Source organism: Paenalcaligenes sp. Me52 (assembly GCF_050487965.1).
GTDB lineage: Bacteria > Pseudomonadota > Gammaproteobacteria > Burkholderiales > Burkholderiaceae_B > Paenalcaligenes.
The window spans coordinates 2,107,015-2,132,067 of record NZ_JBKQFO010000001.1 but is presented as its reverse complement, the minus strand read 5'-3'; the positions used below and the strand labels follow the sequence as shown (position 1 = coordinate 2,132,067).

21 protein-coding genes are annotated in these 25,053 nt (G+C 49.8%); 7 read left to right on the top strand and 14 right to left on the bottom strand.

Translation table 11 applies throughout. From position 1 onward, the window contains the following. Window positions 1–417 precede the first annotated feature (417 nt). The 4 genes from guaD to xdhA are packed head-to-tail and all read right to left on the bottom strand — an operon-like array spanning window position 418 to window position 6,572. Window positions 418–1,749, bottom strand: a complete 1,332-nt coding sequence (guaD, locus tag ACLO87_RS10100) for a guanine deaminase (protein ID WP_430223598.1) — start codon at window positions 1,747–1,749, stop codon at window positions 418–420. An 18-nt stretch (window positions 1,750–1,767) separates the two neighbouring features. Beyond that, complete coding sequence (gene xdhC, locus ACLO87_RS10095) at window positions 1,768–2,736, bottom strand: xanthine dehydrogenase accessory protein XdhC (RefSeq protein WP_430223597.1); 969 nt, start codon at window positions 2,734–2,736, stop codon at window positions 1,768–1,770. A 3-nt stretch (window positions 2,737–2,739) separates the two neighbouring features. Beyond that, complete coding sequence (gene xdhB / locus ACLO87_RS10090) at window positions 2,740–5,073, bottom strand: xanthine dehydrogenase molybdopterin binding subunit (protein ID WP_430223596.1); 2,334 nt, start codon at window positions 5,071–5,073, stop codon at window positions 2,740–2,742. Further along, window positions 5,070–6,572, bottom strand: coding sequence for a xanthine dehydrogenase small subunit (gene xdhA / locus ACLO87_RS10085; RefSeq protein ID WP_430223595.1), 1,503 nt, complete (start codon window positions 6,570–6,572; stop codon window positions 5,070–5,072). The genes xdhB and xdhA overlap by 4 nt, the downstream gene beginning before the upstream one ends. A gap of 160 nt (window positions 6,573–6,732) precedes the next feature. On the opposite strand from xdhA, the gene ACLO87_RS10080 reads away from it, so the two are divergent. The 5 genes from ACLO87_RS10080 to nagB all read left to right on the top strand — a co-directional run bounded on the left by ACLO87_RS10080 (window position 6,733) and on the right by nagB (window position 12,388). Beyond that, window positions 6,733–7,680 carry a LysR family transcriptional regulator gene (locus tag ACLO87_RS10080; RefSeq protein ID WP_430223594.1) on the top strand — a complete coding sequence of 316 codons (948 nt, stop codon included), beginning with the start codon at window positions 6,733–6,735 and terminating at the stop codon, window positions 7,678–7,680. 217 nt (window positions 7,681–7,897) lie between these two features. Continuing rightward, entirely contained in the window at window positions 7,898–8,578 is a 681-nt protein-coding gene (locus ACLO87_RS10075; RefSeq protein WP_135863904.1) for a c-type cytochrome, read from the top strand. Window positions 8,579–8,581: 3 nt separating this feature from the next. Further along, entirely contained in the window at window positions 8,582–9,616 is a 1,035-nt protein-coding gene (locus ACLO87_RS10070; RefSeq protein WP_430223593.1) for a c-type cytochrome, read from the top strand. A 242-nt stretch (window positions 9,617–9,858) separates the two neighbouring features. Beyond that, window positions 9,859–11,367 carry a metal-dependent hydrolase family protein gene (locus ACLO87_RS10065; RefSeq protein ID WP_430223592.1) on the top strand — a complete coding sequence of 503 codons (1,509 nt, stop codon included), beginning with the start codon at window positions 9,859–9,861 and terminating at the stop codon, window positions 11,365–11,367. Between the two features lie 271 nt (window positions 11,368–11,638). Next, the gene (gene nagB, locus ACLO87_RS10060) at window positions 11,639–12,388 is read left to right on the top strand and encodes a glucosamine-6-phosphate deaminase (protein WP_135864864.1); all 750 of its coding nucleotides are present in this window, start codon (window positions 11,639–11,641) and stop codon (window positions 12,386–12,388) included. Between the two features lie 93 nt (window positions 12,389–12,481). Here the strand turns inward: nagB and ACLO87_RS10055 are convergent, their stop codons facing one another. From ACLO87_RS10055 to pta, 8 genes are all read right to left on the bottom strand, one after another. Next, entirely contained in the window at window positions 12,482–12,940 is a 459-nt protein-coding gene (locus ACLO87_RS10055; protein ID WP_135864862.1) for an Ivy family c-type lysozyme inhibitor, read from the bottom strand. A gap of 115 nt (window positions 12,941–13,055) precedes the next feature. Continuing rightward, window positions 13,056–13,454, bottom strand: coding sequence for a YchJ family protein (locus tag ACLO87_RS10050; protein ID WP_430223591.1), 399 nt, complete (start codon window positions 13,452–13,454; stop codon window positions 13,056–13,058). 3 nt (window positions 13,455–13,457) lie between these two features. Beyond that, a complete protein-coding gene (locus tag ACLO87_RS10045; RefSeq protein ID WP_430223590.1) occupies window positions 13,458–13,958 on the bottom strand; it encodes a hypothetical protein in 501 nt (166 codons plus the stop codon). Between the two features lie 117 nt (window positions 13,959–14,075). Then, entirely contained in the window at window positions 14,076–14,495 is a 420-nt protein-coding gene (locus ACLO87_RS10040) for a GlcG/HbpS family heme-binding protein (RefSeq protein ID WP_430223589.1), read from the bottom strand. Then, window positions 14,492–16,417 (bottom strand): TRAP transporter large permease, encoded by a 1,926-nt coding sequence (locus ACLO87_RS10035; RefSeq protein WP_430223588.1) that lies wholly within the window; start codon window positions 16,415–16,417, stop codon window positions 14,492–14,494. The genes ACLO87_RS10040 and ACLO87_RS10035 overlap by 4 nt, the downstream gene beginning before the upstream one ends. A 62-nt stretch (window positions 16,418–16,479) precedes the next feature. Beyond that, window positions 16,480–17,493 (bottom strand): TRAP transporter substrate-binding protein, encoded by a 1,014-nt coding sequence (locus ACLO87_RS10030; RefSeq protein WP_430223587.1) that lies wholly within the window; start codon window positions 17,491–17,493, stop codon window positions 16,480–16,482. A gap of 131 nt (window positions 17,494–17,624) precedes the next feature. Next, entirely contained in the window at window positions 17,625–18,386 is a 762-nt protein-coding gene (locus tag ACLO87_RS10025) for a sulfite exporter TauE/SafE family protein (protein ID WP_430223586.1), read from the bottom strand. Next, the gene (pta, locus tag ACLO87_RS10020; protein WP_430223585.1) at window positions 18,383–19,384 is read right to left on the bottom strand and encodes a phosphate acetyltransferase; all 1,002 of its coding nucleotides are present in this window, start codon (window positions 19,382–19,384) and stop codon (window positions 18,383–18,385) included. Before pta ends, ACLO87_RS10025 begins: the two co-directional genes overlap by 4 nt. 138 nt (window positions 19,385–19,522) lie before the next feature. Here pta and ACLO87_RS10015 point away from each other — a divergent pair, with 138 nt between their 5' ends. Then, window positions 19,523–20,332, top strand: coding sequence for an IclR family transcriptional regulator (locus ACLO87_RS10015; RefSeq protein WP_135864851.1), 810 nt, complete (start codon window positions 19,523–19,525; stop codon window positions 20,330–20,332). Here ACLO87_RS10015 and ACLO87_RS10010 read toward each other — a convergent pair. Together ACLO87_RS10010 and ACLO87_RS10005 are read right to left on the bottom strand one after the other, a co-directional pair. Beyond that, entirely contained in the window at window positions 20,301–22,031 is a 1,731-nt protein-coding gene (locus ACLO87_RS10010) for a cobaltochelatase CobT-related protein (RefSeq protein WP_430223584.1), read from the bottom strand. The two genes, ACLO87_RS10015 and ACLO87_RS10010, sit on opposite strands and share 32 nt — an antisense overlap. Window positions 22,032–22,046: 15 nt before the next feature. Next, window positions 22,047–23,009: an AAA family ATPase gene (locus ACLO87_RS10005; RefSeq protein ID WP_430223583.1), complete on the bottom strand. Its 963-nt coding sequence runs from the start codon at window positions 23,007–23,009 to the stop codon at window positions 22,047–22,049. A 209-nt stretch (window positions 23,010–23,218) separates the two neighbouring features. Here ACLO87_RS10005 and xsc point away from each other — a divergent pair, with 209 nt between their 5' ends. Beyond that, a complete protein-coding gene (xsc, locus tag ACLO87_RS10000; RefSeq protein WP_135863891.1) occupies window positions 23,219–25,033 on the top strand; it encodes a sulfoacetaldehyde acetyltransferase in 1,815 nt (604 codons plus the stop codon). The last annotated feature ends 20 nt before the right edge of the window (window positions 25,034–25,053 follow it).

Genomic DNA, 25,053 nt, shown 5'->3' with positions numbered 1-25,053 from the left:
AATTGATCTGGCCTACTTGGTGCTAATGCAACGGCGCTTAATGATTATTTCTGCTCGTAGGAGAAGAGGGTAGCAGAAGCTGCAATGCTGAAAATATCTTCGCCTATGTGCCACAGAAAGACGCCTGACTAGCAACAACTACCAAAGTAAAAACCGTGGCAAGCGATGAAGGGAAAACGGAGGAAAGTATTTTTTTATTTGGTGTACAAATTAAAAAATACTTTTCGCAGTGCTAGCTATGGCAGCTAGCGGTGAATACGTTGGTGGCAGCGTCTTTTGCTATAGGAGTTCGAGTGTTCTCGGAGGGACATTAGGTTCAAAACCCACAGCCTTAGGTTCATGCTGCCAATCGTTGCTAGGCGTTTTTAGCGCTCCTTAAGCACCGCATTGGCGACTCTAAAATGGCCCATGGCGTAATTACTCTGCACGCTGATGCACGCAAACACCTGCCGCATACGTAGCATAGATACAGCGATCATCCCCTAATAAGGCTACCGCAAATAGCAATTCCTCTAAGCTGTTAGCAGTAGAGCTGCGTCTAGCTAATAACGGGGTGGCGTGTGTATCCAGCACAATAAAGTCAGCTTCCGCCCCCGTAGCTAATGTACCTATTTGCCCAGCTAAACCCAACGCCTCAGCGGCACCGGCTGTGCAGTGATAGAACAGTTGCAGTGCTGGTAAGTAATGCTGCTGCAATCTTGCCACTTTGTAGGCTTCGTCCATGGTACGTAACAACGAGAACGACGTACCCGCACCTACATCAGTTGCTAAGGTGTAGCGCATCTGGCTGTTTTCAGCCGCAGCCACATCAAATAGTCCGCTGCCTAAAAATAAGTTAGAGGTAGGGCAGTGTGCGGCTACGCTCTGTGTGTCATGCATACGGCCTCGGTCTGTTTCATCCAACCAAATACAGTGCCCATATACGGCTTTAGGGCGTAGCAAACCGTACTGGTCGTAAATATCCAGATAGCTACGGCTGTTGGGGAAGAGTTCAGCCGCCCATTTAACCTCGGCTTGGCTCTCGGCTACGTGGCTTTGTATGTAGACGTCTGTATAGGTTTTAGCAAGCTCACTACAGCGTCCTAGTTGGTCAGGGGTGGAGGTGGGTGCAAAGCGTGGTGTGAGGGCGTATAGCTGCCTTCCTGTGCCGTGCCAGCGCTGTATAAGTGCTTCGCTGTCTCTTGCACCGCTTTCGGCGGTGTCTTGTAGGTAGTCAGGGCAGTTTCTATCCATGAGTACTTTACCGGCAATCATGCGCAGGTTGCGCCTATGGCTGGCTTCAAAAAAGGCGTTGGTGGCCTCTTTGTGTGACGTGCAGTACACCATAGCCGTAGTGGTGCCGTTACGTAGCAACTCATCTAAGAAAAACTCGCTGATTTCTGCGGCATGTGCAGGGTCGGCAAAGCGTTTTTCAGTGGGGAAGGTATAGTTTTCTAGCCAAGGAAGCAGGTCAGGAGCGGGGGAAGCAATCATTTCCGTTTGCGGAAAATGAATGTGGCTATCAATAAACCCCGGCATCAAGAGCTTGTTCTCAAAACGAGTCAGAGGGATGTCGTCTGTCAGTAGGTGCTGCAAACGGCTGTAGTCGCCACAGGCCAGCACCTTACCTGCTTGTACTAATAGCAAGCCATCTGAGTGGTAGGTAATGCAGTCTTGATGCTGCGAGTGCTGGGCATTTGGTTGCTGGTGAAAGTACAGCAGCGCAGCACGAAACGCTTGTGTGGAGGTGTGGGTAGAGACAGTAATCATGATGGGCGTATCCTGAAATCACAGAAACGATTCGTGCAGTTGTAGTAGTTGCGCCGTAATGGCTACCGCAATGGCAGCAGGTTCTTTGCTGCGTATTTGGCCTATGCCTATGGGGCAGGTGAGTCGTTCAATGACCTCATCGGTGATTCCGCGCTGACGGAAGCGTTTCTCAAACTGTTGACGTTTAGTTTGAGAGCCTATCAGCCCGGCATATCTGAAATCATTACGCTTCAAGATATGGTTGCACAGTTTTTGGTCTAAATCGTGGCGGTGTGTCATCACAAGGAAGTAGGCATTGGCTGGCGCTAGCTCCACGGCTTCTTCAGGGAAATCGGTGATGTGTACTTGTACGTTGCTGGGGATGCTGTCAGGGAACTCAGCTTCGCGTTCGTCTACCCACGTAACCGAGCAATCACTCAGGCTACCTAGAAAATGTACCAACGCTTTGCCTATGTGCCCCGCACCAAATAACACCACGGGTATAGCTGGAGGGGATAGCTCGTCGGTGAACCATTGGGTATGGCCATCTAGGTCTTGATCCAGTCGAGTATGGCCCAAACTGTGGGGCAACTCCATTAGGCTTACGTCATGTTGAGCGCCCATGCCTACACGGCGTTGGGCGCTTTTACCAGTGCCTAATAAGGTAGCAAGATCTTCTAGCCATTCCAGATCGTCGCTACCTAGAAGTTCAAATACTAACGTGACCATGCCACCGCAGCATTGCCCTAAGCGTGGGCCTAGTGGATAGCGTTCGATTAAGCGTGCCGATTTGCCCGCTACATGGTCGTTCATGAGTGTGCGGGCTTGGTGAATGGCTTGCCATTCCAGATGCCCACCGCCTATGGTTTGCCACTGCTGTGTACTGCTGACCAACATGCGTGTACCGGCATTGCGAGGGGCTGAACCTTTGGTTTGGGCTACCGTAATTAATACGGCAGCCTGCCCCTGATCCAGCAGTCGCCGCGCTTGGCGTATCAATGCTGGCATGGCTTAGCTCCCATGTTGCGCTCGCTCTACCGCGGCGAGTATGGCCTCAGGTGTGGCGGGGGCATTCAGCGTGGGTTGACGTGTGTAGTTACTGGTACTGGCTACCGCATCACGCAGTGCATTGAACACACAAAAAGGTAGCAGTAGTGGAGGTTCACCTACCGCTTTGGAACGGTGAATACTAGGTTGAACGTTTTGATTATCAAACAGCTTTACCGAGAAATGCTCTGGGCAATCGCGTATAGCTGGGATTTTATAGGTGGAAGGTGCGTGAGTGCGTAATCTGCCTTCTTTGTCCCACCACAGTTCTTCTAGCGTTAACCAGCCCATCCCTTGGATGAAAGCACCTTCTACTTGCCCTATATCCAGAGCCGGGTTTAGGGAACGGCCCACATCGTGCAGCGCATCAGCGGCCAACAGTGACCATTCGCCGGTTAAGGTGTCTAGCACGACCTCTGCTACCGCTGCACCATACGAGAAGTAATAGAAAGGGTTGCCGGTCATTTTGATGCCGTCCCAATGCAAACCAGGAGTGGCGTAAAAACCGTCGGACCACAACTGAACGCGCTGTAAGTAAGCTTGTTCTACCACCTCTGCAAATGGTGTAACCAAACTGCCTGCATACACCATGCCTTTGGCAAAATGTATGTCCTCGGGTTGCAGTTGCTGTAGTGTTGCCCAAAACTCGGTTAACCGTGCTCGTACTTGAGCAGCAGCATCTTGTGCGGCCATCCCGTTTAAGTCAGAGCCAGTAGACGCAGCGGTAGCTGACGTGTTGGCAACTTTGCTGGTGTCCGTAGCGGTGCAACGTACTTGGTCTAGTGTGAGCCCCAGTTCATGGGCGACCACTTGCGCGACTTTGGTGTTCAGCCCTTGGCCCATTTCGGTACCGCCGTGGTTCACCAGTACCGAACCGTCTCGGTAAACGTGTACCAAAGCACCAGCCTGATTAAAGGCGGGGAAGTTAAATGAAATACCAAATTTCACTGGCGTAAGCGCCAAGCCTTTTTTTAGGATGGTGTTGTGTTTGTTGAACTCCAACACCGCTTGTCGGCGCTCATGATAACGACAGTCTTCGCTCAGTTGTGCTACTAACGTATCAATGACGTTGTCTTTGACGACTTGACCGTATGGGGTGAGGTTGCGGTCTTCGTGGCCATAAAAATTACGTTGACGTATCAACAAAGGGTCTATGCCTAGGTGGCGACCTATGTTGTCCAAGATTACTTCCATCACCAACGCACCTTGTGGACCACCAAAGCCTCTAAATGCAGTATTGGATTGTGTATTGGTACGGGCGCACAACGCATGTATGGCAACGTGTTCCAAGTAGTAGGCGTTATCAAAGTGACATACGGCTCGGGTAGCAACAGGGCCGGATAAGTCCGCGGAATACCCCGCATTCAAGGCCATGTCTACGTGAGCACCTAGGATATGTCCTTCACTGTCAAAACCTATATCCCATTCGTAATACACACCGTGGCGCTTACCCGTGATGGTCATGTCGTCTTCACGGTCTAAACGTAGTTTGATGGGGCGATGCAGTTTTTGTGCGGCAATGGCAGCGACGCAGGCATACAGAGCTGATTGTGATTCCTTACCACCAAAACCACCGCCCATACGTCGGCAGGTAACTTCAATTTTGTGTGTAGACACGTTCAGTGCGCGTGCGGCCAGCATCTGCATTTCAGTAGGGTGCTGAGTAGAGCAGTAAATGCGTACCGCCCCGTCATCCTGAGGCAAGGCGTACGAAATTTGCCCTTCCAAATAAAACTGTTCTTGGCCACCACACTCAAACGTGCCTTGCAGGCGATGTGGAGCGCTAGCGAGTTTTTCATGGGGGTTGCCGCGTACCAAGTTGAATGGCGGTAAGACGCTGGCTCCCACCGCTTTGGCTTCTTTCGCAGTCAGAATGGCGGGTAAGGTCTCGTATTCGATGTTGGCCAAGCGCGCAGCACGTCGTGCTAGATCATGGCTGGTCGCAATGACGGCAAATATAGGCTGCCCCACGTAGTGCACCACACCATCGGCAAACAAGGGGTCGTCATGCAGCACAGGGCCACAGTTATTCTCACCAGGAACATCAGCCACTGTGAGTACGGCGACTACGCCTTTAGCGGCTTTCACAGGCTGTAAATCCATAGACAGGATATTCGCGTGTGCTTGGCTAGAAAGCCCCAGTGCGATGTGCAGCGTACCTTGTGACTCAGGAATGTCGTCGGTGTAGATAGCCTTGCCGTTTAGGTGCAAGACAGCTGATTCATGATAGGGCGACACGCCTACTTGGCGTGCATCGTATAGCAGATCGTGCTCTAGAGAGTCAGTGTGAAGGCTCATGGCTGTAGTCCCTCAATAGAACGAACGTGCTCAAACACGTTGAGTTGATGTGTGGCTAAGGCGTGTTCGGGGTGGGTATGTAAATAGAATCGACGTAGTAGGTTGGCTGCTGCTGTGCGGCGGTAGTCGGCACTGGCACGCATATCGCTTAAGGGTTTGAACTCTTCGCGTAAGCAACTGACAGCAACAGTGAGGGTGTTGTCATCCCATTTTTTGCCCAGTAAGAATTGTTCTGTCTGGTGCGCTCGAATCGGAGTAGCCGCCATGCCGCCAAAGGCGATGCGAATTTGGCTCACTTGTTGTTGCGCATCTAGCGTGACAGAAAATGCGGCACACACGGCAGAGATATCTTGGTTGTATCGCTTGGCCAGTTTGTAGGTCTGGAACTGTAGGCCGGGTTGTTCACGAGGAACGCGTAGGCCTTGTACAAACTCGCCAGTTTGTAGCGCATTTTTTTGATAGGCTAGATAGAACTCTTCCAGAGGCATCTCGCGCACCTCATCCCCTTTACGTAGCACAATGCGCGCGTTGAGGCAGATTAAGGCTGGCATAGAGTCACCAATGGGTGAGCCATTGGCGATATTCCCACCTAAGGTGCCTGAGTTACGTATGGGGTGCGAGGCAAAACGTTGGTGCAACTCGTGTAGTTCGGGGTAGTAGCGACACAAGGCTTCAAAAGCAGGGTTAAGCAGTACGCCTGCGCCAATGTACACATAGTCGCCATCATGATGGTCTATATGCTGCAGCTCGCGTACACGTCCAATATAGAGCAGATGTGGCAAATGCCTGAATTGGCGTGTTACCCATAAACCTATATCGGTACTACCCGCTAGAATGCGTGCGTCGGGATAGGCTACCCGCAATTCAGCCATCTCCTTCAAGGTGAGGGGGGCGTGGAATTGCTGTTCTTCGTATTGGTAGTGCAGGCTGTTTTCACGCTGCATACCCACTAGGGTGTGCTTAAGTGTGTGCTGATCGAATTCGGGGCGCTCATAGCTGAACATACGCTCACAGGCATCAATGATGGGGCGGTATCCAGTACAACGGCAGAGGTTGCCAGACAGAGCAGCATCAATCTCATCGCGTGTGGGTGTGGGCGAGCCGGGAGTGTGCTGCAAATACAAAGCCCACATAGACATTAAGAATCCAGGAGTACAGAACCCGCATTGGCTGCCGTGACACTCCAGCATGGCTTGCTGCACAGGGTGCAGGCTTTGGTCAGTGGCTTGTAGGTCTTCTACGCTGAAGATGGCTTTGCCGTCTAGGGCGGGCAGTAGTTGAATGCAGGAGTTAATTGCACGCATCTGTACGTTTTGCTCAGCATCCAGTTCGGCAACCACTACCGTACATGCACCACAGTCGCCTTCTGCACAACCTTCTTTGGTGCCGGTGCAATGTAGGTCTTCGCGCAAATGTTGTAAGAGTGTGCGCGTGGTAGGGGCGCTCTGCACCTCGTGAACGTGTCCGCGATAATAGAAGCGGATAGGGGTTGTCTCCATAGCCTTGCCTGTTATGTAGTAAATGTAATGAATGGCTGCGTTCAGCATAACAGGCTGATGTCATTACAGTATTTCCGGGGGCTGATGATGACTATCAGAACTGCATCATGAGGGAATTACATAACTAGGCAGTACAGTGATGGCTGGAGATAATGCAAGAATGATTAGACCAAAAGAGCCTTTAGATACTTATTTATTGCGGGTATTGCAGTTATTGCTAACCGAGCAAAGCGTATCGCGTACGGCCTTGCAGATGGGGCAATCCCAGCCTGCAATCAGCAATGCGTTGCGACGACTTCGTGAAATAACCGGAGACCAGATTCTATTGCGGGGCAAATCAGGCATGGTACCTACAGCACGCGGGACAGAGCTGCTGCACTATGCCAATGAAGCCCTACAAGCCATAGAACGTATCGCCAATCCGCCCGAGGATTTTGATCCTCAGCACTCAGAACGCGAGTTCCATGTGGCGGCGCCCGACTATCTGGACACCTTATTTCTACCCACAATCATTGAGAAACTGCGTACGCAAGCGCCACACGTCAAACTGTATGTGCACGCGATCAGCCATGAAAGCAACTATGCAGCCTTACTAGAAGAAGGGCAGCTAGATGTGGTGATTGGGAACTGGTTAGAACCGCCACCACAGTTGTATCGCTCTCGTCTGTTCGACGATGAGGTGGTCTGTATGTTGGGTGGGCATCACCCGTTGGCACAAAAAGGGATTTCCATGAAGCATTTCTTGGAGTTGCCCCATTTAGCGCCTACGCCTTATGTGTCTCACCGCAGCAATTTTATTGATGGCTGTTTAGCTGAGCAGGGGTTACGCCGTCGGGTACAGATGGCTGTGCCTTACTTTGGCTTAGTGCCCTACGTATTGATGCGTACAGATATGGTATTCACCACCGGTAGGCAATTTGCGCAGCATTATGCCAAGCTCTTACCTATAGTGGTGTTGGATGCCCCTATTGCGTTCCCACCCATGCGTTTTTATCAACTGTGGCATAGACGAACTCATAAAGCCCCTGACGCTATTTGGTTACGTCGATGTATTACTGAGGTGGCAACGACGTTGTTGGGAGGCCATAAAACCGCCACTGTAGCGTAAGGCATAACTCTCCAATAGATCACATTCAGACTACAGGGGATTGCGCAACAAAACCCATAGTTTTTGAAGGGGCAATACACGATTTGGTGTATTTATTTTGCTCGCAATCGTTGGGCATAATGAAATACTGGTGGAAACTCTATCCGTTTTCGCCAGCTTTTTAAGCACCTCAAAAACAGCAGCTTCACTAAAGCTGTGACAATGGGACATATTATTTATGAATAAAAAACCCTTTTCCTGTATGAGCGGGCTGATGGGGGGCGCTGCATTGGTGTTGACTGCAGCTATGTCGCCCGCCGTTGTAGCCCAAGATGATGCAGCCGCCATCGAGCGCGGCAAAAACGCCGCAATGGTCTGTATTGCCTGTCACCAAGCAAATGGTGGCGGTATGAGTATTCCTGGTGGCGAGTCTTGGCCTCGTCTGGCTGGGCAAGATCGTGACTATCTGGTTTCTCAATTGAAAGCTTTCAAAGAGGGTACCCGCGATAACATCAGTATGAAACCGTTCAGCATGATGCTGAATGATGAGCAGATGATGGATGTGGCGATTTACTTTGAAAGCCTGCCTTTCCCTGACACCACTAGCGTTACTGTGAACGCCGACGAAGCCTTGCTGGAGCACGGTCGTAAATTGGTGGAGCAAGGCGACTGGGATCGCTACATTGTGTCTTGCCAAAGCTGCCATGGCCCCGGTAGCCAAGGGGTAGGCCATTTCTTCCCAAACATTGCAGGTCAGCACGAGGGTTACATTGCCGCACAGTTGAAGCATTGGCAAGATGGTTCTCGTAAAAATGATCCTCAAGACTTGATGGGAAGTATCGCGCGCCGCATGAATGATCGTGACATTCAGGCTGTGTCGGCGTGGTTGGCCAAACAAGAAGCGGGTAGCAAGGAGTAAGGTATGAAAAAGAATATTTTGCTATGGATTGGTGCTTCCGTTGTGGCCACTTCAGTGTTTGCGGCTGAAGAACCCGCTACAAAAAGTAGCTTTGACCCAGCGCTGTTAGAACAGTTGTCGCACATGGCTCCAGGCTTTAAACCGCCGGCCGAAGGCGACTACGTGCATATTCCTCCTACGATGGAAGATCTGGAAAACTCCGATCTGCATCCAGAGCTAAAAGCAGTGATTCGTCGTGGCCACGATCTGTTTGTGGATACACAGCAGCTGCGTGGTGTGAACGTGTTTAACAACATGAACTGTAGTAGCTGTCACATGGGTGAAGGGCGTTTGCCTAATGCGGGGCCTGTATGGCCTGCAGTGGTGACATTGCCAGACTACCGTGGCAAAAATGGTCACGTAAACAACTTGGAAGAACGTATCGTAGGGTGTTTTGCATACTCCATGAACGGTATCCCGCCTGAGTACGGTAGCGACAATATGCTGGCATTAACGGCGTATCACCAGTGGTTAGCACGTGGTGTACCTATGTACCCCGCAGCAGACGAGAAGTTGTACGGTCGAGGTTATGCGCGTTTGGCAGACCCTGAACTCAAACCCGATGTAGAGCGCGGTCGCGCGTTGTATCAAGCACAGTGTGCAATGTGTCACGCTGAAGATGGTTCCGGCACCATGAAAGGTGAGGAAGTGATTTTCCCTGCATTGTGGGGTGATGGTTCCTACAACTGGGGGGCTGGTATTGCGCGTCCTTTTACCTTGGCAGCATTTGTAAAACAAAACATGCCATTGGGTAAGCCTAACTCGTTAACCGATCAACAAGCGTGGGATTTGGCCGAGTACATCGATACACGTGAACGTCCTCAAGATCCACGTTATACCGGTGATGTCAGAGAAACGCGTGAAATGTACTTGGATACCTTCCACAAGAATACCCGTTACGGCACAGAGCTAAACGGGGAGTTGTTGGCTGATCATGCCAACACAGGCCATAAACCTATCATGAAGCCAGAGTTGCTGCGTTCTCGTTCTTTCGAGTAATGCACTAAAGCATTAAGTAGTGCCTTTGCCCGCTATGCCATCGGTATAGCGGGTTTTTTATATGTGACAAGTTGTAGGTAAAAGCAGGCATAGCACTCAGGTTTTAGTATGATTCTCCCTGTGTAAGACTAGATTGCGGTGCGTAGAGAGCAGGTATGTTTTTTACAGTGAGTAACCGTAGTTATAGGGTGCCTGTAGCAGGCAGAAAAGTGCGATAAACCATTTTTATGGATAATCTTGGCATGCAAAACGCATTACGAAAAACAAGGCAGCATCAAGGGCTGTTTGCGCTGGCAGGCACGACATCAGGAAAAATCCAACGCCGTCGTGGTTGTGACTGTGGTGGCACTATCATGCAGATTCTGCATGCTCGCGTCATGGCAGATATGTCCAGACGGCAATTTCTAGGTGGTGCCATCGCAATGGCGGCTGCGTTTTCTGGTATGACTCGAAGCGTAGGGGCGACGACAAGCAGTGCTACACCTAAAACGCCGCCACGCCCTGTAGTGATTCATAACTGTAGGCTCTTTGATGGTACAGGTAAAAAACCGCAGCAAGGCCTGAAGCTGGTATTGCGTGGTGCAATGATCGAAGACATCATCCCTGAGTCGGAACCGGTGAATGATGCAGAGCTTATTGATGCCGGTGGGAAGCTATTGATGCCTGGTCTGATTGATGTGCACTGGCACACCATGTTGGCAGCCATCAATCAAGTGACTGCCATGACCTCTGATGTAGGTTATTTGTATTTAGTAGCAGCCAAAGAAGCGCAAAACACACTACTACGTGGGTTTACGACCATTAGAGACCCCGGTGGCCCAGCCTTTGCTTTGAAGCGTGCCATTGATGAGGGCATTATTGATGGCCCGCGCATTTATCCGTCAGGCGCGATGATTTCGCAAACCTCAGGGCACGGCGACTTCCGTATGCGTAGCGATTTGCCACGAGCGGGGGCGGCAGATCTCGCCTTGGTGGAGCGCGTTGGCGTGGCAATGATTGCTGATGGTGCAGATGAAGTGCTACGTAGAGTGCGTGAACAGTTGATGCTAGGCGCTTCGCAGATTAAGGTGTTGGCAGGTGGCGGTGTAGCGTCTATGTACGATCCTTTAGACAGCACCCAGTACACCGAAGCCGAGCTAAAAGCCGCTGTTGCCGCCGCTTCAGACTGGAATACCTATGTGATGGCTCACGTCTATACACCCACAGGCATTCAGCGCTGCATACGTGCTGGCGTGAAAAGTATTGAACACGGCCAGTTGGCTGATGAAGAAAGCGTCAAAATGATGGCTGACACCGATACATGGTGGAGCCTACAGCCATTCTTGCAAGACGAAGATGCCAATTTTTATCCAGATGATATGCGTCGTCAGGCTCAGCATGAAGTGGCTCAAGGTACGGTGCATGCCTATGAAATGGCGCAAAAATACAATATTCATACTGGTTGGGGCACGGATGTACTGTTCAATGCCAACAACACGCGTACCCAAGGTAAGCAGTTGGCGAAATTGACCCGTTTCTATGATCCGTTAACGGTGCTCAAACAGGGAACAGGGATGAATGGTGAGTATGTGGCATTGTCCGGCGCACGTAATCCTTATCCTCATACCCTAGGCAAGTTGGAAAAAGGTGCTTATGCCGATCTGATTATTGCAGATGGTGACCCCGAAAAGAATCTGGATTTTGTGGCTGACCCAGAGCAAAACTTCCATCTAATTATGAAAAATGGTGTGGTGTATAAGAACCTGCTGTAAACCGTAATAGGTTAGGTTAATGCCTTGCCACCGTGATGCTGTATTAGCTACACGGCGGCAAAATAGTTTCTTCTTAATGCAGGTAATGGTTTTTTTAGTAGGAAAAAATTAGCCGTTTTGTTTCTAAAAAACGGCTAATCCTATTTTTAAGATGCCCTAAGGTTTATCTTTGTTAAAAAGGGATGCAAATCGTCGTGTTTTTGTCCAGAATGGTACCGTAGCCATTTGGTAATAGATTTTTCATTATTCTTATTTTTTATTGTAGTGTTTTATGTTTCTTGTTCTACCTGATCCACAAGCGGTTGCAGCATACGTCAGCAATCACTTGATCCAACTTATACAAAAAAAACCTACGGCCGTGTTGGGTCTGGCGACAGGGGGGACGATGGAGCCCGTCTATCAACAGTTCGTGCAACAGGTCAGCGCCTTACAGCTGGATGTAGCGCAATTGCATAGCTTTAACTTGGATGAGTACGTAGGGTTATCTCAGGCGCATCCGCAAAGCTATAACTATTACATGCATCAACATTTATTCAATTTGCTGCCGTTCACAGAAGCGCAACTGCACTTACCTGATGGCTTGGCAAGTGACTGGCAGGCAGAGTGCCAGCAATACTCAACACGTATACAGCAAGCAGGTGGCTTGGATTTACAACTGTTGGGCATAGGTAGCAATGGCCATATAGGCTTTAATGAGCCGGGTACACCGTTTGATAGCCGTACCCATGTGGTAGAGCTGTTAGAGCGCACCAGACAGGACAATGGCCGTTTCTTTAGCAGTATGGACGAGGTACCGTGTCATGCTTTGACAATGGGCATTCAAGATATCCTGGAAGCTAAGGAAATCTTGTTGGTGGTAACGGGTGAGCATAAGGCACAGACTATGCTTAACTACTTCCAAAGCCCAGCTAGCGAAGATATGCCTGCAACCGTTTTGAAGCAACACAGTAACGTGCGTATCGTGATGGATAATGCTGCGGCCAGCTTGTTGCCAGAAACTGCCTTACATCAAGCTGCATAATTTTTTATTACGCAGTCAGCTATAAAAAACAGCCCCCACGGCTTTATGCCAGTGGGGGCTGTTTGCTTAGCCAGCTAAGCAGGCGGAACACGCTTAGTCGTTAGGCGTGAACTCATCCCAGATTACTTGAGCCAAACTATCGTTAGCATCGCCTAGCCACTGAATACGAGTTTCAGTCAGCGCGCCTTGATCAGTCATGGTGTCAGTGCGCAAAGCACCGGCTTCAAATTGTTCGGATTTTGGGTTGTACAGCACCAAGTAGCTTTGTGTGTTGCAGTCGTGTGGTTTGCAGCCTTGGAATACCAAGTAGCTTTGTTCTTTTTCACCAGCTGTTACCAAACGCGCTGGAGAGGATGTGCCATAGTTTTTCACCCAATCAGCTTGGGCAGCTACTGGCTCGAAAAAGTGCACAAAGCGCTCAGCAATCGCTGTGTTTTTCTCAGCGATGTCTGCCAAGTACTCGTCTACATATGGCACGGTGGAGTCTGCATGGCTAAGAGGGCTAAACAGCAGGGCCAAGGATAGTGCCGCAGCAGAGTATTTAATTGTCATGAGTGCTCTCCAGTAAGAAAGATTACGTTCGTAAAGATCATAGCGTAATTTTCTGACAATCTGATGGCTTACGCGTTTCAGAATATGTCAATTTTATAAAGGTTTTGATGTTTACTTAATCAGGAAACTGACCATCTACATAAAACCATCGCTCTTGTTCTTTTAGAAACTGACTCACTTCCTGTAAACGAACGGCTTTCCCATTTTGTTTATAGCGTGCCGTAAAACTCACTTCTGCATGGGTGTCGTCGTGCTGCAGAGCATGGTGAATGCTTAGTGCAATCCATTTGGTGAATTTATCATCCAGATCTAGCTCTGAGGGCCGTGTGCTAGGGTGCCAAGTGGCGAGCAGGTAATCGGGTAATTGAAGGACAAATGCACTGTAGCGGGAGCGCATTAAGTGCTCGGCATCAGGGGCTTGTAAGTATTCAGAACCCTGATGCCAACGACCGCAGCATTGCTCATAGTGCTTTCCCGTGCCGCAAGGGCAGGGCTGCTTAACTGCGTTGCTCATACCTTAGATTTTTACGGGAGTGTCAGAGTCCGCTTGCAGCAGCGCACGAATCACAGCAATGAATAGCAATGGAGCAAGGTTCAGACCCAGTTGGAAAATATCAAAGGTGGGGAACCATTTCAGCGCACCTTCATAGCCCAGTGTGAACTGAATGTGAAAGTTATACATGCCGGGAGTGAGGGTAATAGTAGGTGTGAGCCCTAAACCAATAATGCTGTGGTAGGACAGCATGGTAGAGGAAAACACCGGTACGCTGGTCCACGATAACCAGTACAGCAGTTGACCACCCTCAGGATTGCCACGCCAAAACTTAACGCCACCATAGATAGCAACCAAGTTTTGAATCAACATGAGCGAGAACAGAATAATGGCCAGTGCTGAAACCATAAAAATCTGTGCTTGAGAAAGCAGTACATATAAACCAACAATTCCACCAAAGAAATAAATAGCACTTAGCGCTTGGCGCATGAGTTTGTGTGAGGTGGAGCTAGTGGCATTAGTCATGGCAAGAAAGAATATAGAGAATAAGAAACGATATGGAATACGACCTATTATACAGACGCTCCATGATGGTTACGTGTATCCCTATATGTAATCTTTCTTGCCGTTATTCTGCTTACATCATTTAGAGAAATGTGCTTGTAGGTGTTTAACCAGTGTCAGGGCTAAGGTTTCATCGTCATCCAAGGCTCTGCCGCTAACCCCGATAGCGGCAAAACGATGGTTGGGCAAAGGCAGGATGACGCCCCCAGGTAAGGCACAGAGCGCACTGTCCATGAACTCGCTGCATTGCAGATTTTCTTGCTGTAAGCGATGTCGAAACTGCCGAGTGCTGGCCCCCATCCGGGCAGCGGTATAGGCTTTGGCAATGGCAATATTGATAGTACGAACAGGGGCACCATCCATGCGTTCGAAACAGAGCAAATCGCCCTGTGCATCTACCAGTGCAAAGCAAACCGGGGGCTGGCCGTCTTGCCCTGCGTGGTGGTGCAGGGCGTTTAGGCTAGCGTGACATAGTGCTTTTTGAGTAATGGTGGTCATAGCAGTACCAACGAAATAGCAGGCACATAGGTCACCAATAGCAGCACTAGAATCATGATCAACAAGAGCGGGAAGCTAGCTTTGGCGATCTTATCTATACCAATTTTGGCGATACCACTGGCGACGAAAAGGTTAACGCCTACAGGGGGCGTAATGAACCCAATGGCTAGGCCTACTACCATGATGACACCGAAGTGGATGGGGTCTACGCCCAGCTTAAGCACCAGCGGTAGCAAGACGGGCGTGATAATCACAATGGCTGCCAAGGCTTCCATGAACACCCCAATAATCAGCAGCAAAATACAGATAAGGAACAGAATCAGGTATTTATTATCGGTGAATGTCAGCACACCACTGGCTACTGTTTCGGGAATTTGTTCCAGCGTCATGATGTTGCCGAAAATAGTCGCCATCGCCATCAAAATAATGATGATAGATGAGGTTTGGGTGGCTTCTATACTGGCATTCCATAGCTTCTTCCAGCTCAGTTCGCGATACACACATTTACCAATGATCAGACCGTACAGTGCTGCAACGGCAGCCGACTCGGTAGGTGTCATGATGCCGCCGTAGATGCCGCCCAAAATAATGACAGGTACTAGCAGCGCCCATTTGGCTTGCCATAGCGAGAGCAAAATAGAGCCAAACGAACGGTCACCTTCCTCACCTTTCCAACCATTCTTTTTGGAAATGAAATAGGTTATTGCCATGAGCATGAAGCCCATGAATAAGCCAGGCACAATACCAGCAATAAACAATTTACCAATAGAGGCTTGGGCCGCCACGCCGTACACCACAAAGGGGTTGCTGGGCGGGATGATGACACCAATAGCGCCTGCGCAGGCGACGACGGCAGCGGCAAAGTAAATGTTGTAGCCGCGGGCAGCCATTGCCGGGATGGTGATGGTACCAATGGCAGCTACGGTGGCTGGGCCTGAACCACTAATGGCTGAAAAGAACATACATGTCATGATGCTGGCTAAGGCTAAGCCACCGGGTAAGGAACCCACTAACTTATCAGCCACAATCAGTAGGCGCTCTGATAGCCCACCCGCTCCCATGAAAATACCGGCAGCAATAAAAAACGGTATAGCCATAATGGGGAAGGAGTCTATGGAAACAAAGGCAATTTGTGCGATGTAGTCTAGCGGTAGTGTATCGGCACCGATGATGGTGACGATGCTGGCTAACCCCAGAGAGAAAGCAATGGGTACGCCTAAGACAATGAACACCACAAAATAGCAAAACAGCAGCAGGGTAGCGTCTACGTATTCCCAGATAAAGAGGGGGGACAGTAAAACGACGGGAATCAGCAGGCCAGCAATAAAGTCATACCAGCTCAAATTTTTCCACGACTCATACAAGCATTGCAGCGTACGTAAACTCATCAGCCCGAAGCCTAAAGGCAGAATCAAGTACGGCACTAAATAGTTGATTTGCAGAGCAGGAGTGGTTTGAGTAAATTCGCGCTGCATGCCTATATGTTCAATACCCATTTGCAAAAAGGCGGCGGTTAGTAGCAGGCTTAGTGCATAAATAGCCACCCAGACAATATTTTGTAATCTAGGTGGCAGAGCATTGTGTACAGCATCCATACGAATGCTATTTTTGGACAAAATGGACAGGGATACGGCCAGATAAGAGATCCATACAAAGATGTAGCGTGCAAGTTCCTCGCTCCATGTGGCCCAACCTATTTTGCTGCGCAACCACGCTTTAACAGTGTTAGGGTCGCCTAATAAGGTAATCCATGGGTATTGATCTGGATGGCTGGCCCAAGTAGTCAGCGTAGACATGGAGTATCTAAACAGAGTTTGGTAGTTGATGATCAGAATCATCAATAGCAGACCAACAAAGAGTAGGGGCTTTTCCAGTTGATTCAGTATTGCTATAGGGGATCGCTGCGATGTGGCGTGGGCCATGCTGGTGCTCCTCAAACCTAGTGGCGTAGCTACCGTGTGGCGGTAGCTACGCAGGCATAATCTTATTGTTGTGTTTGTTCTACCAGCTCAATCAACTCGCCTGGTAGTTTGGCTGCAAACTCCTCAAATACAGGGCGTGTAAGGGTTTTGAAGGTTTGAATTTCTTCAGGCGTTGCATCATGGATTTGGATGCCGGCCTCTTCGAAGGCTAAGCGTGCTTGACGCTCGTTTTCTGGATACAGCACTTCGCGTTGGTAGGTAACGGCTTCCAATGCCGCATCTTGGATGACCTTTTGAGTCTCGGGAGCCAGGCTATCCCACCATTTTTTATTGGCCATAGCAACTTGCATGCCGTAGTTATGGGCCGAGGTAATGGCGTACTTCAGTGCTTCGTGGTGTTTGGCACCGTACAGGTGAGGGAAAGTGTTGCCTTCGGCATCAATGGTGCCTTGTTGCAATGAGGTATAGACCTCACCCCAAGCAATAGGGGCTGGGTTGGTGTTTAAGGCTTTGGCGACTGCCACTTCCACAGGGGAGTCGGTAGTACGCATTTTTAAGCCTTCTAGGTCGGCAGCACTGTTCAGTGGTTTATCACTGGAAACAAAATGGCGATAGCCATATTCGGCATACATGATGGGTTGTAGGCCTATGTCATTGGCTGCTTTTTCTAAGTATTGATTCAGAGCGCCACCAGGGTTGATTGCAGCATAGAGCTGTTGCTGATTTTCTGGGGTGGTGATGTAAGGCAGGTCAAAAACCTGGAATTGATTGGAGAAGTTAGCGAGGTTTGGTGTGGAGCTAACCCCCATTTGTAGCGTCCCTTTTTGAGCACCTTCTATCAGTACTCGATCACTGCCCAAGACGGCGCCAGGGAACAGTTGTACGACGACTTTGCCATCAGATTTCTCTTTCACCAGTTCTGCAAATTTTTCATAAGCACCGGTGATGTGGTTGCCGGGAGGCGCAGTGTGCGCCAGTTTGAAACGTACCGCTGGGCCGTCGTAAGCCGCATGTGCCAAAGAGGCAGCGCCTAAGCCTAGACCCATTAACCAGAGTTTTACAGTTGTCTTCCTCATGAAATCTCCTTTATGGTACTTTTTGTTTTGTTTAATGAGATTTGATGGTATGTTTTTTTTATCAAGACGGCAATGAGCAAAGGGGCAAATCCTCTAAGGATTTACCCCTGATCGTAGAAAAAAAGAGAAACTTACAGCAGCAGTGCGCTTAGGCTGCGAACAATTAGGCTGATACCAATGAGTATCAAGGTGCCAAAGGTAATACGGCGTACCGTTTCTACGCTGAGTGGGGGCGGGAAACGCTGAGTCAGAATGGTGACCAGTGCTACGCAAGGAATAGCCAGCAGCGTTGTTGTCAACGTGCCCTTAGGAAAGCCCGTAGTAATGAATTCATACAGACTACGGGAAAAGGCAGTACAGGCGAAAATCAGCAGCAACATGTTGCGTGTGACGGCCAGACTTATTGGTTGTCGGTAGAGGTGAAAAATAATGGGTGGTCCAGGAATGCCAAATAAGCCACCGCATAGACCGGAAATAAAGCCTACAGAGAAAAAGGAGCGCAGGCTGGATATTTCGGTATGTTGGCGGGGGCGTAAGGCAAAACTGATGCCGCTATAGCCAATTACGCAGCCCAACAAAAACTCCAAAATGCTAGTCGCTTGCGCGTTCAGAAAGTTCAGCAGCACCACACCCAACACACTGGCAGGAATCACCCCTAACAAGGTGGTATTAGCAAGTCGCCAATCAATGTGGTGCAGGTGGCGCGGTAAGGCCACACCACTGTTTACCAAGCTCACGAGGCTCACTACCGAGGCGATAAACGGCACGCTAGTAAGCCCGACTGCGCTGTTGATACCGATGACGATCATGGCCAAACCAAAACCGGTCACGGTTTGAAAGTACGTACCAACAACAATAATGAGCAGTAAAAGCAGTGTGGTGATCAGGCTCATGACGTGGAATGTGTTTGCAGAGAGGTAATGGCAATCACAGCATAAATATCGTCGCTGCTGCAGCCTCTGGATAGATCATTAGCCGGTTTACGTAAACCTTGAAGCAACGGGCCAATGGCGGTGAGTTGGCCTAAACGTTCGGCCGCTTTATAGGCTATGTTACCAGCTTCAAGTGTAGGAAATATTAAGACGTTAGCCTGACCTTTGACATGTGAATTAGGGAGTTTGCGTGCGGCAATTTCGGGTACTAAAGCCGCGTCTAACTGTATGTCTTCATCAATGGCTAAATCAGGACAGCGCTGTTTCACCAGTTGTGCCGCTTTGATGACTTTATCTACAGCAGGGTGGTGAGCACTCCCTGCTGTAGAAAACGACAACATGGCGACGCGCGGTTCAGTTTGCAGCAGTCGTCGCGCCGATTCGGCAGCGGCTTGGGCAATGCTGGCTAACTGCTCTGCATTAGGATCAATGACTAATCCGCAGTCGCTAAAGATCATGCCGCCTTTATAAGGGTGGTGAGGTTGGCACATTAGCATGAGGAAAAAGCTAGACACCAATTCTGCATCGGGTGCTTTGCCTATGAGCTGTAAGGCGCAACGCACAACGTCGGCGGTGCTATATACCGCACCGGCGACAGATCCATCAGCAAGATTGCAATGCACCAGCATGTTGGCAAAGCACAATGGGTCTTGGATTTGCTTTGCGGCATCTTCCGGTTGCATCCCTTTGGGCGCGCGCAGGGCAAGCAACGCTGCCTCTACTGTCGCTAAATGGGCTGACGTAGCCGGATCTTCTATGGTCATATCGTCCAGGGAAATCCCGTGCTGTTGGGCACATGCCTCAATGTTGTGGCGTGTACCAACCAAAATAATGCGGGCTATACCTTTGGCCTGCGCACGCTGTGCGGCCGCCAAAATTCGGGGGTCATCTGCTTCACATAAGACGATGGTGGCAGGTTGACTACGTGCCGCCTCAATGATGTTGTCCAATAAGCGCACCTTAGCCTCCTTCTTGTTTATCGAGATAATTTGTTCTGTTTAATGAGATTTATAGCAGATTTTTAGTGTTTGAAACAAGTGTCAAGCCTTTTTTGATATACAATGGAACGCAATAAGTCTAAAAAGTGAGTTCTGTAAATGGCTGAAAAACAAGCAGAAGTACGTGAGTCAAAAGTAAAAAACTCTGGCGATACACCCACTATGCGTTTGTTCGGCATACTGGAACTGATAGCCAGTCAAGATCGAATGTTTGCGTTGCAGGATGTGGTAGATGCAATTGAGCTGCCTAAACCTACCGTGCATCGCATGCTGCAACAGTTGGAAGGCGCGGGTATGTTGGCTCGCGATACCGATGGCCGCCATTATTGTGTGGGTGGGCGTTTACGCCGTTTAGCCGAAGATCTGCTGCTAAACGACACCAAATACGGCGCTAGACGTGCGGTATTACGCAACTTAGGTAATGAACTAGGCGAAAGCTGTAACCTGACAGCGTTGTCTGGCAGCGAAGTGCTGTACATGGACAGGGTAGAAACCGAAGCGCCATTGCGCTTTTATTTGCGTCCTGGTTCTCGTGTGCCTGTGCATTGCTCGGCCAGCGGGAAAGTCTTGTTGGCGCAGATGAGCCCAGCGCAGCGTAGACGTTTACTGGCCGATACGCCACTGGAAAGCTATACCAAAAACACCATCACCACGCTGGATGATCTAGAAAAAGAGCTGGCCCAAGTAAAGGAAAGCGGTTACGCCTTTGATAACGAAGAGTTCTTACCTGGGTTATTTTGCGTGGCGGTGTTGGTGCCGCGTGCCGATGGTGGTCGTTCTAATATGGCGGTGGCCACTCAAGCGCCTGTCATGCGTATGACGCCTGACAAAGCGCTGTCGTGTTTGCCTGCACTAAAGCGTGCTGCTACAGCTTTGGCTAAGATCGAGAACCAAGGCCAAGGCGGGTAGGGCGTAAGCTGCGTACAAAATCATCTAGAAAATGGTTATCTAAGCCGTGCTCGAAATCCGCAATTAACGACTGCGTATACAGTCGGCTTAAATCTAACCCTATGCCTATACCCCATACTTCAATCCCTTGTTGTGCGGCCGAGCCTAATACCTGCAATAGGTGATTCTCTAGATAGTGTTCGTTGTTCCCTAAGTTAGTGGCGCTGTCCATAGGGCAGCCGTCAGACAGCACATACAGGATTTTGCGTTGACTTTGCAGTGATTGCAGCCGTTGGCACGCCCACTGTACGGCTTCACCATCTATACCTTCGCGGTAATAATCCAGTTTCATCAACGCGACGATGTCTTTATTGGCACGTTTCCATGGCGTTTGGGCGGCTTTGAATACACGGTGGCTCACCTCGTTTAAGCGACCAGGGTGGGCAGGGCGTTGTCTAGCCATCCAACGTTTAAAGGGGCGTCCGCCATTCCAGGCGTGTGTAGAAAACCCTAGCACCTCGGTTTGGGCTCCGGCTTGTTCTAACGCACGGCTAAGAATGTCCACCATCAAGGTCACGGTCTCAGCGTGATGTTTCATAGAGCCTGAGCAATCCACCAAAAAACTGATACTGCATGGGGTGTGTGGCGCTAAGGTAGGCTGTCTGAATAGGCGGCGTTCGTTAGGATTGCTGATAATTTGGCTTAATCGCGCGCCGTCTATGTAGCCTGCCTCTTGATCATTTTCCCATCTGGGGTCACTGTATTGCGTGAGTGCCTTACGTAAACGCTGCACCAGTAGGTTGATGTGCAGATTCTGATGGCTAATGCGTTGGTTAATTTGTTCGCGATAGCCATTCAGTAACTCAGGGCGTATGAGTTCAGCTAGATGCTCTTCTTTGTCATACTGGGTATCGAAAATTTGATACCGCTCATTAGTCATAGTCGTATGGTGAGTGGTGTCGCTAAGCACTTCTTCGTAGGCGGCTGCTTCATCGCCATCAAAATCCAGTAGTAATGAGAAGTTATCCCACTCTAGCTCGTCCTCTGTGTCGGCGCCAGACTCAGATTGTGCTTTTTGCATGGCCTCTACTTCTTGATGTACAAGGGCCGCAACACGCAGAGCATAGGTAGCGTAGCTGGCTTGGTCTGCGCGGTGCTTGCGTAGTTCGTATAGCAAAGGCCCCAGCACAGGCGTCAAACTGGCACGCGTACTTTCAATGAAGTCTTCGGTTTCTGGGTATACAGGCAGAGCATTTAAGCGACTCCAGCACATTTGTGCCAAGGTATATAGCCAAATACCTAGCTCACTTTCTGTGTGGCGAGCATGGTAGTAGCCGGCTGACCAGAAATAGAAACGTTGCTGTAGGTTGTGACGCATACCGGGCATGGATTCCGGCGCTAACGATTCGGTGCGTAGTGCTTCCAACCAATCAAAAATCAGTCTAGAAACAGCATCTGCTGGCATCAGTTGTTGATGCAAAGCATGTTGCGTGTGCAGCAGGCGCAAGGCCAAGCTGTCGGCAACACCTCTAAGGTGTTGCAGGTTTTCGCTGTCGTGTACCCGCAAGTGCGGGGCTAGCGTGACTAACGGACGGTTAGCTCTAAAAAATAGCTGCTGGCGTATGTGTACGTGAGGGTCGTCAGCCAAGGCGCGGGTCACCATGGCGCTCAGTTCTAGTATACGGCGTTGCTCACGCAAGTCTGGGGTGGGGCTGTTCATGCGCAGGCTCCAAAATCAATTCGCGGCGGTAGGCAGCAATTCCTCGTTAAAACAGCGTTGATACAGCTCTTTCACCAGATTTTGTTCGCTCTCATCGCACTTATTGAAGAACGACACCACAAAGGCGCGGCGCTTGTCGTGGAACAAGGTGCAGTTCTCAGCCCACGTGATGACTGTACGGGGTGACATCAACGTAGATAGATCACCGGCGGCAAAGGCTTGTCGGGTGAGGTTGGCTAACGCCACCATCGCTTGAATATCGTGTTTGCCTTGCTCGGTGTTTTTGATGGGTACACGGCCCAGCACAATGGCTTCTTCTTCTGCAGCAGGTAAATAGTTCAAGGTGCTGACGATGTTCCAGCGGTCTAGCTGGGCGTGATTCAGAGTATGCGTACCTCTATATAGCCCGGTTTGGTCGCCTAACCCCAAGGTGTTTGTAGTAGCAAAAATGCGGAAGTAGGGGTGTGGGTGTAAAACGCGGTTTTGGTCCAGTAGGGTAAATCTGCCGTCTTGTTCTAGTATTTGTTGAATCACAAACATGACGTCAGGTCGGCCAGCATCGTACTCATCCAAAATAAGCGCCATGGGGCGTTGCATGGCCCATGGAATCACGCCTTCCTGAAAACGGGTGACTTGTAGCCCGTCTTGAATGGTGATGGTGTCTTTACCTACTAAATCTAACCTACTGATATGGCCATCTAAGTTCACTCGTATGCAAGGCCAGTTCAGTCTGGCAGCGACTTGTTCTATGTGAGTGGATTTACCGGTTCCGTGACGGCCTTGGATGAGCACGCGTCTGTTGTGTGCAAAGCCAGCTAACAGCGAGAGCGTGACCTCATGGTCAAAGCGGTAGGCCTCATCAATGGCAGGAACGTATTCAGTAACGTCACTAAATGCCGGTACCTGTAATGGGCTATCTATGCCGAATTTTTCTTTAACCGATACGTTGTGTTCGGGTATTTCTATTTTTTGAGACATGTCTACTCCTCTGCTGCAAGACTTAGGGTTTACATCTATTTATACACAATATATGGTACTAAATATATCGAATATTGAGATTATTATCCATTTTATGATTGACAAGCATATTTTGTCTCGATAAAGTGTTTAAAAAATCTCGAAAAATAAGATTTTTGATGGATGTGGTGTGCCATGCACTGTATTTGTATATAAATGGAGACTAGGTGATGAGCCAGGTAGCAGATAACCGTAAGCCGGTAACCGGATTGACAAAAATGACCCCTTCAGAGGCTTTCGTAGAGACCATGGTGTCCTACGGTGTGAAGGATATGTTTGGGATCATGGGGTCCGCTTTTATGGATGCCATGGATATTTTTGCCCCAGCAGGTATTCGCCTGATTCCTGTGGTGCACGAACAAGGTGCGGCACACATGGCTGACGGTTACGCTCGCGTATCCGGCAAGCATGGTGTGGTGATCGGCCAGAACGGTCCTGGTATCAGTAACTGCGTAACAGGTATTGCTGCCGCATACTGGGCACACAGCCCAGTGGTAATCGTGACACCTGAAGCCGGTACTAACACAATGGGTCTAGGTGGTTTCCAAGAGTGCAATCAGTTGCCCATGTTCCAGGAGTTCACTAAATACCAAGGGCACGTAACTAACCCTGCCCGTATGGCTGAATACACTAGCCTGTGTTTTGAGCGTGCGATGACAGAAATGGGACCAACCCAGCTGAACATCCCACGTGATTACTTCTACGGCGAAGTCACCTGCGAAATTCCTACACCACGTAAATTGGATCGTGGTCACGGTGGTGAGCAAGCCTTAGAAGAAGCTCTAGAATTGCTGGCCAGTGCAAAATTCCCAGTCATCATTTCTGGTGGCGGCGTAGTGATGAGCGATGCCGTTGAGGAATGTAAAGCCTTGGCTGAGCGTCTAGGTGCTCCAGTAGTGAACAGCTACCAGCACAATGACTCTTTCCCTGCTAGCCACCCACTGTGGTGCGGTCCTTTGGGTTACCAAGGTTCGCAAGCCGGTATGAAACTGATTTCCCAAGCTGATGTGGTGATTGCACTGGGTACACGTTTGGGGCCATTCGGTACGTTGCCACAGTACGGCATTGACTACTGGCCTAAAAACGCCAAGATCATCCAGATCGACGCTGACCACAAAATGCTGGGCTTGGTGAAGAAAATTTCCGTTGGTATTTGTGGCGATGCCCGCGCTGTAGCTAAAGAGCTGTTGGCTCGTATCAACCAGCGTAAATTGGCTAGCGACGCCAGCAAAGAAGAGCGTGCGAAGAAAATCGCTCAAGAGAAAGCAGCGTGGGAAGCTGAATTGGATGCGTGGACACACGAAACCGATCCATACAGCTTGGACATGATTGCTGAAAACGCCAAAGAGAAAACCTTCAACGGCGGCGAGTACCTGCACCCACGTCAAGTATTGCGTGAGTTGGAAAAAGCCATGCCTGAGAATGTGATGGTGTCTACCGATATCGGTAACATCAACTCGGTGGCACACAGCTACCTACGCTTTGAAAAACCACGCAGTTTCTTTGCACCAATGAGTTTTGGTAACTGCGGTTACGCCTTGCCAACTATCATCGGCGCGAAAACGGCTGCTCCAGATCGTCCAGCTATTGCCTACGCCGGTGACGGTGCTTGGGGTATGAGCATGATGGAAATCATGACAGCGGTACGTCATGAAATTCCAGTGACAGCGGTGGTGTTCCATAACCGTCAATGGGGTGCAGAGAAGAAAAACCAGGTGGAGTTCTACAACCGTCGCTTTGTAGCAGGCGAGTTGGATAACGCATCGTTCGCAGATATTGCCAAAGCCATGGGTGCAGAGGGTATAGTCGTGGATCGCCTGGAGGATGTAGGTCCTGCGCTGAAACGAGCCATTGACATGCAGATGAACGAAGGCAAAACCTGCGTGCTGGAAATCATGTGTACACGTGAGTTGGGTGACCCATTCCGTCGTGATGCCTTGAAGCGTCCTGTACGTCTGCTGGAAAAATACAAAGACTACGTCTAATTTTTCTGCACACTGTAGTA

Bases quoted from the DNA above. Each gene is read 5' to 3' on its own strand.
- guaD (WP_430223598.1), bottom strand. From the start codon at position 1,749: ATGATTACTGTCTCTACCCACACCTCCACACAAGCGTTTCGTGCTGCG.
- ACLO87_RS10070 (WP_430223593.1), top strand. From the start codon at position 8,582: ATGAAAAAGAATATTTTGCTATGGATTGGTGCTTCCGTTGTGGCCACT.
- xdhB (WP_430223596.1), bottom strand. From the start codon at position 5,073: ATGAGCCTTCACACTGACTCTCTAGAGCACGATCTGCTATACGATGCA.
- nagB (WP_135864864.1), top strand. From the start codon at position 11,639: ATGTTTCTTGTTCTACCTGATCCACAAGCGGTTGCAGCATACGTCAGC.
- ACLO87_RS10025 (WP_430223586.1), bottom strand. From the start codon at position 18,386: ATGAGCCTGATCACCACACTGCTTTTACTGCTCATTATTGTTGTTGGT.
- ACLO87_RS10045 (WP_430223590.1), bottom strand. From the start codon at position 13,958: ATGACTAATGCCACTAGCTCCACCTCACACAAACTCATGCGCCAAGCG.
- ACLO87_RS10010 (WP_430223584.1), bottom strand. From the start codon at position 22,031: ATGAACAGCCCCACCCCAGACTTGCGTGAGCAACGCCGTATACTAGAA.
- xdhA (WP_430223595.1), bottom strand. From the start codon at position 6,572: ATGGAGACAACCCCTATCCGCTTCTATTATCGCGGACACGTTCACGAG.
- ACLO87_RS10050 (WP_430223591.1), bottom strand. From the start codon at position 13,454: ATGAGCAACGCAGTTAAGCAGCCCTGCCCTTGCGGCACGGGAAAGCAC.
- ACLO87_RS10055 (WP_135864862.1), bottom strand. From the start codon at position 12,940: ATGACAATTAAATACTCTGCTGCGGCACTATCCTTGGCCCTGCTGTTT.
- ACLO87_RS10080 (WP_430223594.1), top strand. From the start codon at position 6,733: ATGATTAGACCAAAAGAGCCTTTAGATACTTATTTATTGCGGGTATTG.
- ACLO87_RS10030 (WP_430223587.1), bottom strand. From the start codon at position 17,493: ATGAGGAAGACAACTGTAAAACTCTGGTTAATGGGTCTAGGCTTAGGC.
- xsc (WP_135863891.1), top strand. From the start codon at position 23,219: ATGAGCCAGGTAGCAGATAACCGTAAGCCGGTAACCGGATTGACAAAA.
- ACLO87_RS10005 (WP_430223583.1), bottom strand. From the start codon at position 23,009: ATGTCTCAAAAAATAGAAATACCCGAACACAACGTATCGGTTAAAGAA.
- ACLO87_RS10075 (WP_135863904.1), top strand. From the start codon at position 7,898: ATGAATAAAAAACCCTTTTCCTGTATGAGCGGGCTGATGGGGGGCGCT.
- ACLO87_RS10065 (WP_430223592.1), top strand. From the start codon at position 9,859: ATGCAAAACGCATTACGAAAAACAAGGCAGCATCAAGGGCTGTTTGCG.
- ACLO87_RS10040 (WP_430223589.1), bottom strand. From the start codon at position 14,495: ATGACCACCATTACTCAAAAAGCACTATGTCACGCTAGCCTAAACGCC.
- ACLO87_RS10015 (WP_135864851.1), top strand. From the start codon at position 19,523: ATGGCTGAAAAACAAGCAGAAGTACGTGAGTCAAAAGTAAAAAACTCT.
- ACLO87_RS10035 (WP_430223588.1), bottom strand. From the start codon at position 16,417: ATGGCCCACGCCACATCGCAGCGATCCCCTATAGCAATACTGAATCAA.
- xdhC (WP_430223597.1), bottom strand. From the start codon at position 2,736: ATGCCAGCATTGATACGCCAAGCGCGGCGACTGCTGGATCAGGGGCAG.